This is a genomic window from Streptomyces sp. NPDC053560 (assembly GCF_044544605.1).
Lineage (GTDB): Bacteria > Actinomycetota > Actinomycetes > Streptomycetales > Streptomycetaceae > Streptomyces.
Window position 1 is genome coordinate 120,977 of sequence record NZ_JBITXI010000015.1, and the last position, 16,232, is coordinate 137,208.

Below are 16,232 nucleotides of genomic sequence, written 5' to 3' on the forward strand. Positions count from 1 at the left end.
GTCACTTGCCGGAGTCGAGCTTCACGGCGTGCCAGACGCCCTTGACGCCGTCGCCGGTGGTCCGGCCGGGCTTGGTGTCCTTCGCGAAGCGGTACACCGGCTTCGCGTTGTAGGAGACCTGGACGGTGCCGTCCGCGCGCTCGAAGTGTCCGAGCTTGCCGGGAAGTTCCGCTCCCTCGGCGGGGTGCGGCGTCCCGGCCGTCGGCGGCCACAGGTCGGCGCACTTTCCGGCACACGCCGATTTGCCGTCGGAGTCGTTGTCGAAGGTGTAGAGAGTGAAGCCCTTGCCGTCGGTCAGTACTGTGCCGAGGTCGGTCTTCCTGGAGGCCAGTTCGGTCTGCCGGGTGTCGCCGCCGGCTGTCTCCGAGGCCGAGGGCTTTCCCGCGGCCCTGTCGTCCTGCTTCTGCCCTTCCTGAGGCCCGCCACCGCCGCAGGCCGACAGCAAAAGGGCCCCGCCGACCGCCGTCGCCAGGGCCACGCCTGTCCGCCTGCCCACCATCGCCATGACCGTCCCGCTGAGCATCGCAACTCTCCGTTCGTACCTGTTGAAGACGAGTAGCCAATGGGGGATACGGGCCCTGCGCGGCACACCTTCACCAGCGCCGGGTGTGTGACATGTCACAGGGGCGGAAGCGGTCGCTGTGGTGAAGCTTTCGGCGGCCCAGCTCGTATACCCCTGCGAGATCGGGGTTTTGGCGCTGTGACGACGTGCTGGGAGGTGGTGCCATGCTGCGGCCGGTGCCGCGCAAGCGAAGAGGTCGGCTCGACGACGAAGTGGTGCTGCGCGAGGCATACAAGGAACACGCCGAGGAGCTGTTCGCCTTCGCCCGTCGCTCGCTGAGCGATGCGGGGGTGGCCGAGGAGGTCGTGCAAGAGACGTTCCTGCGGGCCTGGCGGTCCGCCGACCGGTACGAGCCGGCGACGGCATCGTTGCGCACCTGGCTCTTCTCGATCTGCCGCAACATCGTCATCGACACACACCGGGCCAGCGCTGTCCGGCCCCGGTCCGCGGACACCGACCCGAAGGACACCCCTCCGGCCGACACCCCGGTCCACGAACCGCTGGAGCAGTTGCTGGTCGGGCTCCAGGTGGAGGAGGCCCTGCGCAGGCTCTCCGACCAGCACCGTCTGGTCCTCGTGGAAGTTCATCTGCGCGATCGGCCCGCCGCCGAAGTGGCGGATCAGCTGGGCATCCCGGAAGGCACTGTCCGCAGCCGCGTCTACTACGCGCTCAAAGCACTCAAACTCGTCATGGAGGAAATGGGGTGGCAGGGTGAACACTGACCAGTGTCGGCACAACCGGACCCTGCTCGGCATGTACTCCCTCGGGAGGCTGGATGCCGCACAGTCCGTGGCGGTGCAGGCGCACCTCGACGGCTGCCCGGACTGCCGCGCCGAACTGCGCGAACTGTGCGGCGTGGCCGCCGCACTGGGCCAGGCCGACCCCGACCGGGTCGCCGAGCCGTCCCCGGCTCCGCCCGCCTCCCTGCAAACCGCCATCTTCACGGAGATCGCCAAGGCCCGGACCCAAAGCCGTCGCCCCAGGGCCCTCATGCTCGCGGCCGCCGTGCTCGCAGTGTGCCTCGGGGCAGGAGCGGTGGTCGCTCACGAGGTCGCCTCGCCCGGCGGCCGGCCCGTCTCCTTCACCTCCCAGCCCACGGGCGTACAGGCGTCGGCGGCGGTCGAGGGCAAGGGGTGGGGCACGATGGTGCACCTCGACATCGCTGGCCTGCCGCAGGGCAAGCGCTACATGGTCTGGCTGGAACAGCGCGACGGCAGCCGGATGCCCGCCGGCAGCTTCATCGCAGGCGGCACCCGCACCATGTCGATGCAGCTGGCCGTGGGCCTGCCCATGACCGACGCCATGGCTCTGGGCATCAGCACCCCGACCGACCAGCGCCCCCTGCTGCGGGCACCACTGCGCTCGTAGGCGCGCGCCTGTAGTCGCTGGGTCGCGAGTCCCGCTGGGCCGACGTTTCGCCGCGGTCGGCCTCGGCGGAGCGATCTGTCATGCCTTGTCGCACGATGCCACGCACCCTCGGGGCACGTGTGCAGCCGAGCCCTCCGCCGCAGGCCAGACCCCACTCAGGACCACAGCCACGCCTTGCATCGTTCCCCCTCGGCACAGGAGACGTATGAAGAGCCGTGGAACGCGAAGGAAAGGAGGCGACCGTGTTGTGGTTGGCGGTGCTGTTTCTACTGATGGGTCGCAGACCCGCACGCCTCGATATCTCCTTCAAACGCGTGGGGCACCTCGTCGCCAGCTGCGTGGGTGGCATCGCGTTCATGGCCACCGCGATATGGATGCTCTCCACCGGCCGGTGAGCTCTCAAGACCATTGACGGTTTCCGTCTGCCGCCCCCGGAACGAAGCGCATGTCACCGCATGTCGGCCGGACGTTCCGTGCTCTCGAACTCCTCAGCTCTACCAACTCAGCTAGGCCGACCTCACGCGCCGGCAGTGGCGCGCGGTCTTTTCGCGTGGCCGCCGGGTTAGCGTGGGGGCATGCGCCATGAAGTGACCGACGTAGACACCGCGGTGGCGGTGGGCAGCGGCGATGTGCCGGTGCTCGCCACGCCGCGGCTCATCGCCTGGATGGAGGCGGCCACCGTGCGTGCCGCCGAACAGTTCACCGGAACGGGCCAGACGACCGTGGGCACCGCGGTCCGTATCGAGCACACGCGTGCCACGCGGGTGGGTGGCAAGGTGGAGATCGTCACCGAGCCGCCGGCCGCCGCTTCCGGCCGACGGCTGACCTTCCGCGTGCAAGCGGTCGACGACTCGGGCGACCTGGTCGCCTCGGGCGAGATCGACCGTGCAATCGTCGATCGAGAGCGGTTCCTCAGCCGGTGACGATTCCGGCGACGAGGTTGATGGCGGTGGCCAGGACGCTGGTGCCGAAAACGTAGGACAGCAGGCAGTGCCGCAGTGCCATCGCGCTGATCGCGGAGCTGAAGACATCGGTGTCGGACCAGGTAGGTCATGGTCTAGTTTCTACGTGCGCTTACGGAGCGCTACGTCTCCCCAGTAGGCGTCCTGAGCAGCCCACTCCATCAGACAGGTAGTCGAGCAGGAGTGACGCGGAGCCCAGGGAGCGTCGGCGTAGGTGCTGACATCAATCCCCACGCGGAATCAGCTTGAGATCGGTCGCGCCGTACTTCTGCACAAACTCTTCCAAGGCGGGGGCTACCGCGTGCACTTCACCGGCCGCAACCCTCACCTCCCGCTGAGTCTTGAACTGGAAGACGTACAGGAATGTCTGTGGTGAGCTTCCTGCCCGCCTGAGAGGCCCGTACAGCCCCGTACTCGCGTCGTAGGGAAAGGTCGGGCCCCGGTCAGTGCAAGCCGGGGGAAGGCTTCAGGCGGACCGTGCTTCGGTCAGTACCCCGGCCACCTCGCGTACGTCCTGGTACTCCGAGAGCTTGTCCAGCACCACCCGCAGACGGGTAGTCGTGCGGTCGCTCGGAAGGTCGGCAGTGAGCGTCAGAATCCGTCCGGCCGCTCGGAGTCTCCGCCCCGCGGACAGCAAAGCACCGCCTGCTGGAGGCTACCGGCGTACCGGCGCCTTGCGCGTCGTCTACGGTGCCCTGTTCAAAGACGGGCGGACCATCCAGGTGGACTCCCGATTCACCTTCGCCGAGACGTCCCGGGTATGCGTCCAAACGCCGCTTTCGCGCGGTGAAACGCCGAAGTCGAGATCATCGCTCTCTATCGGTAGCCGCATTCGGGGGTGGTGAGCTCACTGCGACGGGGACGCTGCCGGACCAGTTTCGAGTGTCTTTGAGGTGTTCAGGATATGGCGCTCCTCCGCGACGAGACCGCGTACACGCTCGCGCTCATCACGTCCCCAGGTCTCCCTTGTGGCCAGGATGCCGACCAGTCCGATGATCGCCGCGCCGAGGTAGAGCAGCGCGGCGCCGGGCCAGCCGAAGGCTCCCACAAGAGCGGCAGCGAGAAGAGGGGCGAATCCGCCGATGGCTGCCGCGATTTGGTAGCCGAGCGAGGCTCCCGAAGTGCGAGTCGCGGTGCGGAACTGCTCGGTGAGCAGGGAGCCCTGGGTACCGGTCAGCGATGCGTGAATGAGTCCGATGCCGATGATGAACACCATCGCGACCAGAACTGGCTGCGCCGAGTTGGTGAGCAGATACATCGGGAACGCGAAGAGGACTGCCGCCGTGCAGGCGGTGATGTAGAGGGGCCGGCGTCCGATGCGGTCGGTGAGGGCCCCGGCGAGGAAGGTGACGGCGATGGCCAGAATGCTGGCGGCAGTGATCGCGGCGAGAGCGACGGGGCGAAGCTCCGGGTTGCGTTCGGTGACGTAGCTGAGCAGGTAGGTCGCGGTGGAGTAGTAGGCGAAGGATTCGACGACGCGCAGGGCGATCACCCGCAGGATTCCCTGCCAGTCGGCTGCCAGGGTCGCGCGGAGCGGGTTCTTCTCCGTCGTACCGCTGGCCTGGGCCTCCTGGAACTCGGGGGATTCGGAGAGCCGAGAGCGGACGATCAACGCGACGACTACAAGGACGGCGCTGAGCAAGAAGGGCGCCCTCCACTGCCAGCTGCCGTGGAGAGTGTCGCTCCATGCGAACACGCCGCTGGCCAGGGCAATACCCAGTGGGTTACCGGACTGGGGAATGGCTGCGAACATGCCGCGGCGGTGCCAGGGTGCGTGCTCGTAAGCCATCGTGATCGCCCCGCCCCATTCGGCGCCGAATGCCAGGCCTTGGACCATGCGAATGGCCACGAGCAGGATGGGGGCAAGCACCCCGACCTGTTCGTATGTCGGTAGTGCGCCGATGAGGAACGTGGCGGCGCCCATGACGGTCATCGCTGCCACGAGGACGGGTTTGCGGCCGAGCTTGTCCGCGAAGTATCCGCCGATCGCGCCCCCGAGCGGGCGCATGACGAAGCCGACAGCGAGGGTGGCGAAGGAGAGCAGGGTGCCGACGAGCCGGTCGCTCTCGGGGAAGAAGACTGCACTGAAGTAGAGCGCGGAGGCGGTGCCGTAGGCGATGAAGTCGTAGTTCTCGACGCTGGTGCCGAAGGCTGCGGCTACCGCGGTCTTCACGCGGTCCTTGGAGCCGAGAGCGCTTCGCCGTTCGGCCGTGGCGCTGATGGACATGGCTGATCTCCTTGATAGTTCGCCGGAAAGATGTCGGCGTCTACGGAGTGAGGCTGTGAGGGCCGTGGGGCAGGTGGCCAAACCCCTTGGCTGAAGGTGTTTTGGGCATGTCGAGGAAGCGCCCGGCGCTGTGCATGGCAGGGCGTTCGGGGTCAGCGGTGGTTCAACCGCTGACCGGGGTGCTGGGTCAGCGGGTCAGGAAGTCGGAACCAAGGCGTCGAGGGCGTTGAGTTTGGCAACCCGCCTGCGGGTGTTTTCGTCGTTGTCGAAGGCGGCGCCGAGGAACTCACGGACGATGTCGGGCACGAGCGCATGAGGGACCAGCCAGGCGCCCATGGCGATGGCGTTGGCGTCGTCGTGCTCAACGGCCTGGTGGGCGGAGTAGGGCTCGTGGGCGAGACCGCAGCGGACTCCGGGGAGCTTGTTGGCAGCCATGACTGCTCCCTGGCCGGTGCCGCACACAAGTAGGGCCCGGTCGGCGGAGCCGGAGAGCACAGCCTCGCAAGTAGTGCGGGTGATGTCGGGGAAATCGACAGGGTCGGCGCTGTGGGTGCCGCAGTCGATCACCTCGTGCCCCAGGGACTCAATGGCTTGGCGAACGGTGTCCTTGAGTCCGTATCCGGCATGGTCGGCGCCGAGGGCGACCTTCATCGGCTGCTCCTTGAGGTTGAAGGTGGTCTGGGGCTGGGGCTGAGGTTCTGGACATTCAGGCGAGCCGGGTGTGGCAAGGGTGGACAGCGTCAGCCGCACACCGTGGTATGGCGTACGACCGCCATGGCCGGGCGCACCGCGGCTTGGCGAACATCCGGCGGTCCGCCAACGAGGCCGGTGCGCGGGGCCCCCGTGCCCGCGACGGCGACCTGGTGGCGCATCAGCTGCCGTCCGCGGCCCGGTCGATGAAGGAGGTGGGGACGCGTCGGCCGGATGCGGGGCGGCCGGCGATGAGGTCGACGAGCCCACGTACACCGAGTCGCCCGATGGACGATGCGTCGTTGCGGACCGCGCTGATGGGCGGCGAAGCGAACTCGAACCAGTCGAGGTCATCGAAGGAGACGATTTCGATGCGGCCGGCCTGCTCCGTGCCGAGCCGCTCGCGCAGTGCGCGCACGGCGCCCAGGGTCGTGAGGCCGTTCGCACCGAACACCGCGGTGAAGGTGATGCCGCGGTCCAGGATGCGGTACATGGCCTCGGCCGCTCCGTCGGCGAGGAAGTCTCCGGCATCGAGCAGTCTGTCGTCCGTGCTGATGCCGTACGCCTGGCGCCCGGCGAGGTAGGCGGCTCGGCGCTCCGCTCCGGTGGAGATTTCCTCGGGTCCGCCGATGAAAACGACATCGCGATGCCCTCGGCGCTGCAGCCAGGTGAGCACCTGCTCGACGCCCTGGGCGTTGTCCGTGCCGTACAGCGGGGCATCGATGCCCTCGACCGTCCGGTTGAGGAATACGAGCGGCAGTCCGGAGGCGGCGGTTGCCGCGAGCCGTGGCGAGAGGGTGCTCTGCGGCGAGAAGAGAAGGCCGTCGACGCGCTGACCGGCGAAAGTCTGAAGGTATGTGTCAGCCTGCTCGGCGTCCTCATTGGCGTTGGCCAGCAGCACGGTGTAGCCGTGGCTGCGCGCCTCCTGCTCGGCGGCGTGAGCCAGCTCGGAGAAGAACGGGTTACGGATGTCCGAGACGACCAGTCCCAGCACATCGGTCCGGGCCCGTCGAAGAGAACGAGCGGGGCCATTGGCGACGTATCCCAGCTCGGCCGCGGCTGTGAGCACCCGGGACCGGGAGTCGGCCGAGGTCTGGCTGCTGCCGCTGAGCACTCGCGACGCAGTGCCGAGCGAGACCCCGGCCCGTGCCGCGACGTCCTTGATCGTGGCCAACCGCCCCACCTCTCTGTGGAACCTTATGGAAACGTTTCCATGGCGTGAATGAATTCAACATCGCACATCAACCGCCACATCGACAAGGCCTCTCTCCTACGAGCCGCCGCTACCGGCGAGCCGGAGCGCACTCGGCGTTCGACACCAGCCCGCCCGGCGGTCCAGGCCACCTGTGCCTCCTCGTGGCCGGGCAGGAAGCCAGAGGGCTGGACCAACTGGACACCGCCGGCCGCCGCCAGGTCCTGCTCGGCCCGCTCGCGCCGCACATCGGACCCAAGGTCCTCGCCCCCGTCAGCCGGCACGAGAAGTCGTGGCACCCCGACAAGCACGCCGACGGCGGCTATCCAGCACTGCCGATCCCAAGAACGACCGACGGATACCTACCCATACCGTCCCAGCCGTCCGGCGGCATTCACCGGGGCGGCTTCGAGACCGCGAGCGAACCGGCCGGCTACATCGAGGGCGCCATTCAATCCGGCGAGCGTGCGGCTCGCGAAGTGATCGAGAGCCTGCCGCGCACCGCCGCCCGACGCGAGACAGACACGGCATGACCCGCGAGGAAGCCGCTCCCCCAGCAGCCGACCCACCGGGCTATCGAGCAGAAGAATGCCTCGCCAAGACTTAACCCCTCCCGCTGTGGATCAACCACATGTACAACAGCTGGCACGCCGCGTCGCACCGTAACCGAAGACGGAAGGTTCCCCATGAGCGAAATGAGCGATCAGAAAGGGCTGGTCCATGACCTTCAGCCGATCCGTGCCTGAATCCGGGAGTGCGAGCGGGGGCGTCTCCCGCCGTGGTTTCCTCGGCTACGTCCTCGCGGCCGGCACCCTGGTCGTCGCCACGGACATCCAGCTCGGCACCCCGGCGTACGCCGCGGTGCCCTCGCCGCCACAGCCGCCCGAGCTGTACGACCTCAATGACCTCCTCACCGATGCTGCCCGCCCCACGTCGCAGCTGATCACCATCACCGTCGAGCCCGACGGCACCGCGTCGTTCGCGATGCCGCGGATGGAGGTCGGTCAGGGCATCACCACCTCCACGGCGATGATCATCGCCGAAGAACTGGACCTGCCCGTGGACAAGGTACGGGTCACCCTGGCGCCGGCGCGGCCCGAGCTGCTCTTCAATCAGCTCACCGGCGGGTCCAACACCACCATCTCCACGTTCACTCCGGTGCGGGTGGCGGCGGCGATCGCGAAGCTGCAACTCCTCGAAGCAGCGGCGATCGAGCTCGGCTCGACGGTGGCACTGCTGAAGTCCAAGGCCGGTGTCATCACCGCACCGGACGGCTCCTCGGCGACCTACGGCGAGCTGGCAACCAAGGCAGCCGCACACCACACCAAGCAGGTGACGATCGACCCCGAGCAGCTGAAGCCGACCAACGACTTCGAAGTTGTCGGCAAGCCGCAGAACCGGGTGGACGCACACGACATCGTCACCGGCAAGAAGCAGTTCGCCATGGACCTCGACATCCCCGGCGCCCTGCCCACCATGATCTGCCGACCACCGACGCTGAACGGATCCCCGAAGGCGATCCGCAACGCGGCCGCGGTGCTGGCCCTTCCCGGTGTCACCGACGTCGCAATGATCACCACAGGGGTGGCGGTCCGCGCGGAGACGTTCGGCCAGTGCATCGACGCGGTGCGCGCGCTCGACGTCGACTGGGGCCCCGGGAGCGTGGAGGGCGAGGACGACGAGTCGATTCTGGCCGGCCTGCGCAAGGCCGAACTCCCCCTCGCCGTACCGAAAGTGCCAGTCCTGGCCCGGCACATCGACGCCGACTTCGAGTTCATGTTCCGCTCCAGCGCGGCACTCGAGCCGTACGCCGCCGTGGCTGACGTGCGCGCCGACAGAGCCGAGATCTGGGCCGGGCTGAAGGCGCCCATCGTCGCCCAGGCCGAGGTCGCCGAGGCGCTCGGCCTGCCGCAGAGCAAGGTCAAGGTCAATGTCGTCACCGGCGGCGGGTCGTTCGGGCACAAGTTGTTCGGCGACCACGCCGTCGAGGCCGCGCGGGCATCGAAGGCGCTGGGCAAGCCGGTGCGGCTGATGTGGCACCGGGCCGACGAGCCGCGCCAGGGCCGGGTGCACCCGATGGCCACCTCGCGGATCCGGGCAACGTACCTCGCGGGCAACGTGCTCACCTTTGAGCAACGGCACACCTCGGTGGAGACCTCTTTCCGGCACGGCCTGGGCGAGATGATCACCGCGGTCGCGGCCGAACTGCCCTCCGGGGTGGGCAACCTCGGGTTCGCCGAAACCATTTACGCACTCACCCAGGAGCTGCCCTACGACTTCGGTGTCGTCACCCAGACGCTCACCGAAACCGACCAGCGTTTCAACACCGGCTCCATGCGCAACATCTACTCCCCCGATGTGGCCTGCGCCAACGAGCTGGTGGTGGACATGCTGGCCAAGGCTATGGGCAAGGACCCGCTCGCCTTCCGGCTCGGATTCCTCAAGAACGACCGGACCAAGGCCGTGCTGCGGAAGGCCGCAGAGGTCGGCGGCTGGGGACGGAAGATGCCTGCCGGCACGGCGCAGGGCATCGCCGTCCACAAGGAGTACAAGGGCGCGACCGCGTGCCTGGTCGAGATCGATTGCCGGCCGGAGACGGTGAACCGGAAGATCCGTGACGGTGTGGCGGGGCCGCGGGTGACCAAGGCCGTCATCGCGATCGACGCCGGGTTGGTGATCAACCCGCGCGGTCTGGAGGCACAGATGATGGGCTGCTTCGCCGACGGCCTGGCGCTCGCATTGACCGGCAGTCTGCACCTGCGGGACGGCCACTTCCTGGAAGCGAGCTGGGACAACTACTTCTACACCCGGCAGTGGAACGTCCCGCCCGACTTCACCGCGATCGCGATGCCCTCCAGCGGCGACCAGCCGGGCGGCGCCGGGGAGGCCGGCGTGGCCTGCTCCGTCGCCGCGGTCGCCTGCGCGTACGCGCGGGCCACGGGAAAGGTGCCGAAGAGGTTCCCCATCAACCACGACGACCCCATCGGCTTCGAGATCAAGTCGTTCATCCCGCCCGTACCCGAGTCACCGACCGACGGCCTGAGCTGGACCTACTGAGGAGAGCACGATGAGCAAACACACCTTCGTCGTCAACGGGAAGCCGGTCAGCGTCGACGTGGACGACGACGTGCGCGTGCTGTGGGTGCTGCGCGATGTTCTCGGCATACGCGGGCCCAAGTACGGCTGCGGCATCAACGTCTGTAAGGCCTGTACCTCGCATTTCAACGGCAAGGCGTTCAACCCGTGCGCGGTGCGGGTGGCTGACATCGGCGAGCACGACGAGATCACCACGATCGAGGGCCTCGCCGACACGGTGGGCGCCGACCTCCACCCCATGCAGGAGGCATGGCTGGAGCACGACGTGGCGCAGTGCGGCTACTGCCAGCCGGGCCAGATCATGGCGGCCGTCGCCAAAGTGAAGCAGGTCCGCGCCGAAGGCCGGGAAATCACCGACGACGACCTCGACGAAATCCGCAACGTCTGCCGTTGTGGCACCTACTCCCGAATCCGCGAAGCGATCAAGGCCGGCGCAGCGCACATGTAGGCGCACCAGAAACGCGAGACGCGTCGCGGAGACGGAAACACCTCCGCACGCGCCTCGGCGACATGGGTTCAGCATGGGCGAACGCTCGCGCAGGGTCAGCGCCTGGAGTGGGTCCGCTCCCCCGGCGCCGGCCGCGGGAATAGCTGCCGGGCCAATGCCCTTGTCCGAACCATGACCGTCACTGAAGACATCGGCACCATCGGTATCTGGACCGGAGCGTACGGGGCGCGATACGCGGATGACGCATCGCGCCGTGCGGAGATCGCGGACGCCGCGGCGGAGCTGGACGAACTGGGTTACGGAACGCTCTGGCTCGGGGCTAATCCGGGCGTGGCGAACGCCGTACCGGCCCTGGAGGCCACCCGGAACCTCCGCGTCGCCACCGGCATCCTCAGCATCTGGGAGCACGAAGCGGCCGCTGTCGCCGCGCAGTTCGCGGAGGCCGACGCCGCCTTCGGCCACCGCTTCCTGCTGGGGCTGGGCGTCAGCCACGCGCAGCTCGCCGACGCCTACGCCCGCCCGTACTCCGCCATGAAGGACTTCCTGACCGGCCTGGACGAGGCACCGGTGCCCGTACCGGCCGGCCGACGGGTGCTGGCCGCCCTCGGCCCCAAGATGCTGAAGCTCTCCCATGACCGGGCTGCGGGCGCGCACCCGTACCTGGTCACGGTCGAATACACCGCGCAGGCCCGGGCAACTCTGGGCGAGCATGCGACGCTCGCCCCCGAGCACAAGGTCGTCCTCGACACCGACCTCGCCCGCGGCCGGCAGACAGCCCGGAACTACCTCTCGTTCTACCTGGCGATGCCCAACTACACCAACAATCTCCAGCGGCTCGGCTTCTCCGAGGAGGACTTCAAGGACGGCGGCAGCGACCGGCTCATCGACGCCCTGTTCGCCATCGGCGACGTCGACGCGGTCCGCCGACGCACCGAGGAGTTCCTCACGGCCGGCGCGAACCACGTCGCGCTGCAGGTCGTCACCGCCGACCCACTGGGCGACATCCCGCGCGCCGAATGGCGACGACTGGCGGAGGCACTGCCACTGACCTCCCGCTGAACACCTACCGGCGCGGGGAACATCGGGTCCAGCAGCCAAGGGCGGCACACCGCCGCCCATGCGCCGGCATGCGGCAGGCCAGTAGCCCCGGACACGTGAAGCCGTCCGGGGCCACCAGGCACGTACAGTCCCGGCTCTCAGCCCTTCACACAAACGGCCTGCTCCAGCCTGGCGACGGCCAGGAGACCACATCGCGCTGCTGGGCAGGGACAGTCACGGCCGATGGGGCCGGCACCGTCCCCCGGTCCGTGGGCAAGCTGAACAGCCGACGGTGGACAGGGTCGAGGCCGGACGCGCCGTCTGCTCTTGTTGCGCCGCACGCCGATTCGCCGGCCCGTCCCGAGGTCACCGTACGGCTCTGTCGTCGACACCCGCGTCGCCTGTCCCCTACCGCCCTCACCCCGGGCCGAGATACGGCCGGCAGCGGTGGTGGCAGTGTTGCTTGCGACCATGAGCGAGGCAGCGGGTGAGGGAACGGCCGTTCAGCTGCCGAGGGTTGCTCGCAGTGCGGGCTGGAGGCGGTCGGCGTGGGCGCGGACCATGTCGTCGCAGAGCTGCCAGATCCGCTGGACCGGCAGGGTGGCGGCGGTGGCCGGGTCGGTCATGGCCGCGTGCCGGATGTGGCGCGGTTCGTTCTCCACCGCGGCCCGCACGACGAGGTCGTTCATGCTGAGGTACGTGCGGTTCAGGGCCGCCAGCTGCGGGGGAAGCGATCCGATCCGGGTGGGCTGCACGCCCGAGGCGTCGACGAGGCACGGCACCTCCACCACCCCGGTGCGCGGGAGGTTGTCGATCAGGCCGTGGTTGGGCACGTTGCCGTAGACGGTCCGGGGTGTGCCGGTGACGATGCTGTGGATGATCTGCGGGGCGTACTCCATGGTGCCCTCGACCGTCAGTGACTCGCCGGCGGCCAGTGCGTCGCGAGTTTTCTCGTACGCGGCGACGTTCTCCTCGACGATGCCGAGGTACGCGCCCACCGGCAGGCGGAGACGCTCGATCTCGCTGTCGTGGTGCAGGTACCAGGGCACGTACTCGGAGGAGTGCTCGCTGGTCTCGGTCGGGTAGTGGCCCAGCCTGCGGTACATGTCGACCCGGACCCTGCGGCGCAGCTGCTCGTCTGCCGCTATGAGGTCGTCGAGGCGGGCGTAGAGGTCGGTCTCGCCGTGGCGCAATTCCAGTATCCACGCCTGGTGGTTGACGCCCGCGGCCCGGTAGGTGACCTCCTGGTAGGGGACTTTCAGCAGGTCGGACAGGTCGCGGATGGTCCAGTACACCGAGTGGCACAGGCCCACCACCTTGGTCAGGCCGGTGGCCTCGGCCAGGTACTGGATGTTCATCGCCATGGGGTTGGTGTAGTTCAGCAGCCATGCGTCGGGGCACAGTTCTGCGATGTCCGCGCCGAGTGCCCGAAGGTGGGGGAAGGTGCGCAGCGCGCGGAAGATGCCTCCGATGCCGAGGGTGTCGCCGATCGTCTGGCGCAGGCCGTAGCGCGCGGGGATCTCGAAGTCGGTGCGGGTGGCCTCGCCCATGCCGACCTGGACGATGTTGATGACGAAGTCGGCGCCGTTCAGTGCCTCGCGGCGGTCCAGGTGGGCGGTGATCGGCGCGCTCGCGCCCAGATGGTCGGCGATGTGGTGTGCGGCGGCCTCTGCGGTGCGCAGGCGTTCGGTGTCGATGTCGTGCAGTGCGATGTGCGCGTTCTTCAGCTCGGCGAAGGCGAAGAGGTCCGCGAGCAGGCCCTGGGTGAAGACGACACTGCCGGCGCCGATGAAAGCGATCTTGGGACGGGTCATGACGGGGTCTTTCCGTTGCGGGTGACATGGGCGAGGGCTTCGTCCCATGTGGGTTGGGCTGGGGTGCCACCGTGTGCCCGGGTGGACAGGGCACCGCAGGCGGCGGCGAACTGCAGGGAGTCCTCCAGGGGGAGGCCGGCGAGCGTGGCGGCGACGAATCCGGCGTCGAAGCTGTCCCCGGCGCCGACGGTGTCCTTGGGAGTGACGGGCGGGGCCGCGGCCGTGACGAGCCGGCGGCCGTCGTGGCAGAGGGCGCCCTCGGCGCCGTTCTTGACCGCGACGAGCGTGCCGTGGGTCGCGAGGTGCTCGGCCGCGGCCTGCGGTGTGCGGGCTATCGGCCCGGCCAGGCGCCCGGCCTCGTAGGCGTTGGGCAGCAGGATGTCCGTCGCGGCGAGGACCGGGGCGAGACGGTCCGCGTCCCACAGGCCCGACGGATCGTCGTTGGTGTCCAGGGAGGTGACCGCGCCGTGGCCGCGGGCGGTCCGCAGCAGGTCGGGGAGGCTCTTGGCGAGCTGCGGCATCAGGAAGTAGGAGGCGGCGTGCACGTGCCTGCTGGTCATGAGCAGGCGGGCGGGGACGTCGTCGCCGGTGGTGGCGGCCAGTGTGCCGGGCGAGGTGAGGATGGCGCGGTCCTCCCCTCGCGTCACCACCACGGTCAGTGGCGTCGGCAGGGACGCGTCCAGGTGCAGGAAGTCGGTGTTGACACCGCGCTCGGCGAGCGTGTTCCGCACATAGCGGCCCGCGTCGTCTTCGCCGACACGGCCGGCGAAGGCCACGCTCAGGCCGAGGCGAGCGGCGCCGCACGCCATGATCGCGGCTGAGCCACCGAGGGTGAGGGAGCCGGATTCCACCAGTTGCTCGCGCTGGCCGAAGGCGAGCGGTGCGGTCAGTGGACCGAGGATCACGTCGGGGTTGGCGTCCCCGATGACGAGGAGGTCGAAGGTGTGCGGCATCGCGGTTTCCCAGAGGTCGTGTCGTTGTGTGCGGGCGGTGGTCGGTCAGCCCTTGAGGCCGCTGGAGGTGATGGACCGGATGAACGCCTTCTGTGCGCCGAGAAAGGCGAGCAGCACCGGCAGCACGGTGATCACGTTGCCCGCCATCACGGCGGACCAGCGGGTGTGGTGCTGTCCCTGGAAGGTGGTCAGGCCCAGCTGGAGGGTGTATTGGGTGTCGTGGTTGATGGCGATCAGCGGCCAGGTGAGGTCATTCCAGGTGCTCAGGAACGTCAGTACGGCGACGGTGCTCAGCGCCGGCCGCGACAGCGGCAGCACGATGCGGAAGAGGACCCGCAGCCGGGAGCAGCCGTCGATCCAGGCCGCCTCCTCCAGCTCCTTGGGCAGGGAGAGGAAGAACTGCCGCAGGAGGAACACCGCGAACGGTGTGACGAGGGAGGGCACGATCAGAGCGCCCAGGGTGTCGATGAGCCCCAGCCGCTTCATGACGAGGAAGGTGGGGATCATCGTCAGCTGGAACGGGATCGCCATCGTGGCGAGCATCAGCACGAGCAGCGCTCTGGAGCCTGCGAATCGCATGCGGGCGAACGCGTAGCCGCCGAGCGCGCCGAACAGCAGGTTGGAGGCGACCGCCACCGCGGAGACGATGGCCGAGTTCAGCAGCCAGCGGGGGAACATCGCGTTGCCCAGGACGTAGCGGTAGCCGCCCAGGTCGATGCCCGAGGGCCACAGCGCCGGCGGGAAGCGGTTGATCTCCGCGTTGGTCATCACGGAGCTGAGCAGCAGCCAGATCAGTGGCGCCGCGAAGAGCAGTGCAAGCGGCGCGAGCAGCACGTGCCACATGCTGAACGGCAGCCGCGGGCGGCACCGGGCCGTCGGCGTGCCGGGCTCGGTCGCGGAGCGAGAGGCGGTCTGCGGTGGCGCGGAGGTGGCCGTCATGACGTGACTCCTTCGGTGCGGTCCCGGCCGCGTACCACGCGCAGCACGACGGCGATCACGAGAAGCGCCAGGGCCAGGACGTAGGCCGCCGCCGCCCCGTAGCCGGCGGTGAAGCTTTTGAAGGCCTGCTCCCAGATGAAGTAGACGATCACCGTGGTCGAGCCGAGCGGGCCGCCCTTGGTGGTGACGTAGACCAGGTCGAAGACCTGGAGCGACTGGATCGTCTGCCACAGCAGCAGGAACACACAGACGGGCGTGAGCGTGGGCAGGGTGACGTGGCGCAGCAGGTTCACCCGCCCCGCCCCGTCGAGCCGGGCCGCCTCCAGAAGTTCCAGCGGGACGTCCTGGAGGGCGGCGAGAAAGACCACGACGCAGAAGCCGGTTCCGCTCCACAGGGTGATGGCGACCAGGACGAGCAGGGCTTGGGTGGGGTCGGTGAGGAAGCCTTGCGGGGAGATGCCCAGGTGGTGCAGTACCGCGTTGGCGGCGCCGAACTGCGGGTCGAGGATGAAGGAGAACAGCACTCCCTGCGCGGTGGCCGAGACGACGAAGGGGACGAAGATCAGTGTGCGGTACCCACCGACGCATCTGATGCGCCGGTTCAGCGCAAGCGCCAGCACCAGCCCGAAGACGATGCTGAGCGGCACGTACAACACCGTATACAGCAGGGTGTTGCGCACGGCCTGGCCGAAGTGCGGGTCCTGCGCCAGCGCCCGGTAGTTGTCCAGCCCCACCCAACGGCTCGGTGTGACGAGGTCGTTGGCCTGGAAGGACAGCAGCAGCGACCACACGACGGGAACCACGCTGAGCCCGATGATGATGAGCACGGCCGGGGAGATGAAGGCCCAGGCGGTGGCCGACTCGCCACGGCGCCGGCGGCGCAGCGCACGCCGGCCGCGGTCGGCGTCGCTCAGAGTGATCGGCGAGGGAAGGGACGGCATAC

16 protein-coding genes and 1 pseudogene are annotated in these 16,232 nt (G+C 68.6%); 8 read left to right on the forward strand and 9 right to left on the reverse strand.

Going from position 1 to position 16,232, the window contains the following annotated elements; genetic code table 11:
- Position 1 precedes the first annotated feature (1 nt).
- On the reverse strand, positions 2 to 523 hold the full coding sequence (locus ACIGQF_RS31895) for a hypothetical protein (protein ID WP_399717518.1): 522 nt from the start codon (positions 521 to 523) through the stop codon (positions 2 to 4).
- Between the two features lie 203 nt (positions 524 to 726).
- Between ACIGQF_RS31895 and ACIGQF_RS31900 the strand changes: the two genes are divergently transcribed.
- From ACIGQF_RS31900 to ACIGQF_RS31915, 4 genes are all read left to right on the forward strand, one after another.
- The gene (locus ACIGQF_RS31900) at positions 727 to 1,284 is read left to right on the forward strand and encodes a sigma-70 family RNA polymerase sigma factor (RefSeq protein ID WP_399717520.1); all 558 of its coding nucleotides are present in this window, start codon (positions 727 to 729) and stop codon (positions 1,282 to 1,284) included.
- On the forward strand, positions 1,274 to 1,930 hold the full coding sequence (locus ACIGQF_RS31905) for an anti-sigma factor domain-containing protein (RefSeq protein WP_399717523.1): 657 nt from the start codon (positions 1,274 to 1,276) through the stop codon (positions 1,928 to 1,930). The genes ACIGQF_RS31900 and ACIGQF_RS31905 overlap by 11 nt, the downstream gene beginning before the upstream one ends.
- Before the next feature lie 215 nt (positions 1,931 to 2,145).
- The gene (locus ACIGQF_RS31910) at positions 2,146 to 2,325 is read left to right on the forward strand and encodes a hypothetical protein (RefSeq protein ID WP_399717526.1); all 180 of its coding nucleotides are present in this window, start codon (positions 2,146 to 2,148) and stop codon (positions 2,323 to 2,325) included.
- A gap of 180 nt (positions 2,326 to 2,505) precedes the next feature.
- Positions 2,506 to 2,853, forward strand: coding sequence for a thioesterase family protein (locus ACIGQF_RS31915; RefSeq protein ID WP_399717528.1), 348 nt, complete (start codon positions 2,506 to 2,508; stop codon positions 2,851 to 2,853).
- On the opposite strand, the pseudogene ACIGQF_RS31920 reads toward ACIGQF_RS31915, so the two are convergent.
- From ACIGQF_RS31920 to ACIGQF_RS31935, 4 genes and pseudogenes are all read right to left on the reverse strand, one after another.
- Positions 2,843 to 2,971 (reverse strand): annotated as a pseudogene (locus ACIGQF_RS31920) (DUF1345 domain-containing protein); the annotation flags it as partial. The gene ACIGQF_RS31915 and the pseudogene ACIGQF_RS31920 sit on opposite strands and share 11 nt — an antisense overlap.
- Positions 2,972 to 3,739: 768 nt before the next feature.
- Positions 3,740 to 5,119: an MFS transporter gene (locus tag ACIGQF_RS31925; RefSeq protein ID WP_399717531.1), complete on the reverse strand. Its 1,380-nt coding sequence runs from the start codon at positions 5,117 to 5,119 to the stop codon at positions 3,740 to 3,742.
- 195 nt (positions 5,120 to 5,314) lie between these two features.
- Positions 5,315 to 5,770 (reverse strand): RpiB/LacA/LacB family sugar-phosphate isomerase, encoded by a 456-nt coding sequence (locus ACIGQF_RS31930; protein WP_399717534.1) that lies wholly within the window; start codon positions 5,768 to 5,770, stop codon positions 5,315 to 5,317.
- Between the two features lie 220 nt (positions 5,771 to 5,990).
- The gene (locus tag ACIGQF_RS31935; protein WP_399717537.1) at positions 5,991 to 6,983 is read right to left on the reverse strand and encodes a LacI family DNA-binding transcriptional regulator; all 993 of its coding nucleotides are present in this window, start codon (positions 6,981 to 6,983) and stop codon (positions 5,991 to 5,993) included.
- Between the two features lie 44 nt (positions 6,984 to 7,027).
- Between ACIGQF_RS31935 and ACIGQF_RS31940 the strand changes: the two genes are divergently transcribed.
- The 4 genes from ACIGQF_RS31940 to ACIGQF_RS31955 all read left to right on the forward strand — a co-directional run bounded on the left by ACIGQF_RS31940 (position 7,028) and on the right by ACIGQF_RS31955 (position 11,604).
- A complete protein-coding gene (locus ACIGQF_RS31940; RefSeq protein WP_399717539.1) occupies positions 7,028 to 7,534 on the forward strand; it encodes an FAD-dependent oxidoreductase in 507 nt (168 codons plus the stop codon).
- Between the two features lie 187 nt (positions 7,535 to 7,721).
- Positions 7,722 to 10,058 carry a molybdopterin cofactor-binding domain-containing protein gene (locus ACIGQF_RS31945; protein ID WP_399717541.1) on the forward strand — a complete coding sequence of 779 codons (2,337 nt, stop codon included), beginning with the start codon at positions 7,722 to 7,724 and terminating at the stop codon, positions 10,056 to 10,058.
- Positions 10,059 to 10,068: 10 nt separating this feature from the next.
- Positions 10,069 to 10,545, forward strand: coding sequence for a (2Fe-2S)-binding protein (locus tag ACIGQF_RS31950; protein ID WP_399717544.1), 477 nt, complete (start codon positions 10,069 to 10,071; stop codon positions 10,543 to 10,545).
- Between the two features lie 171 nt (positions 10,546 to 10,716).
- Positions 10,717 to 11,604, forward strand: coding sequence for an LLM class F420-dependent oxidoreductase (locus tag ACIGQF_RS31955; protein WP_399717546.1), 888 nt, complete (start codon positions 10,717 to 10,719; stop codon positions 11,602 to 11,604).
- 482 nt (positions 11,605 to 12,086) lie between these two features.
- On the opposite strand, the gene ACIGQF_RS31960 is transcribed toward ACIGQF_RS31955, so the two are convergent.
- The 4 genes from ACIGQF_RS31960 to ACIGQF_RS31975 are packed head-to-tail and all read right to left on the reverse strand — an operon-like array spanning position 12,087 to position 16,230.
- A complete protein-coding gene (locus ACIGQF_RS31960) occupies positions 12,087 to 13,397 on the reverse strand; it encodes an alpha-glucosidase/alpha-galactosidase (RefSeq protein ID WP_399717549.1) in 1,311 nt (436 codons plus the stop codon).
- Entirely contained in the window at positions 13,394 to 14,350 is a 957-nt protein-coding gene (locus ACIGQF_RS31965; protein WP_399717552.1) for a carbohydrate kinase family protein, read from the reverse strand. Before ACIGQF_RS31965 ends, ACIGQF_RS31960 begins: the two co-directional genes overlap by 4 nt.
- Positions 14,351 to 14,395: 45 nt before the next feature.
- The gene (locus tag ACIGQF_RS31970) at positions 14,396 to 15,289 is read right to left on the reverse strand and encodes a carbohydrate ABC transporter permease (protein WP_399717555.1); all 894 of its coding nucleotides are present in this window, start codon (positions 15,287 to 15,289) and stop codon (positions 14,396 to 14,398) included.
- Positions 15,286 to 16,230 carry a carbohydrate ABC transporter permease gene (locus ACIGQF_RS31975; protein ID WP_399717558.1) on the reverse strand — a complete coding sequence of 315 codons (945 nt, stop codon included), beginning with the start codon at positions 16,228 to 16,230 and terminating at the stop codon, positions 15,286 to 15,288. The genes ACIGQF_RS31970 and ACIGQF_RS31975 overlap by 4 nt, the downstream gene beginning before the upstream one ends.
- Between the last annotated feature and the right edge of the window lie 2 nt (positions 16,231 to 16,232).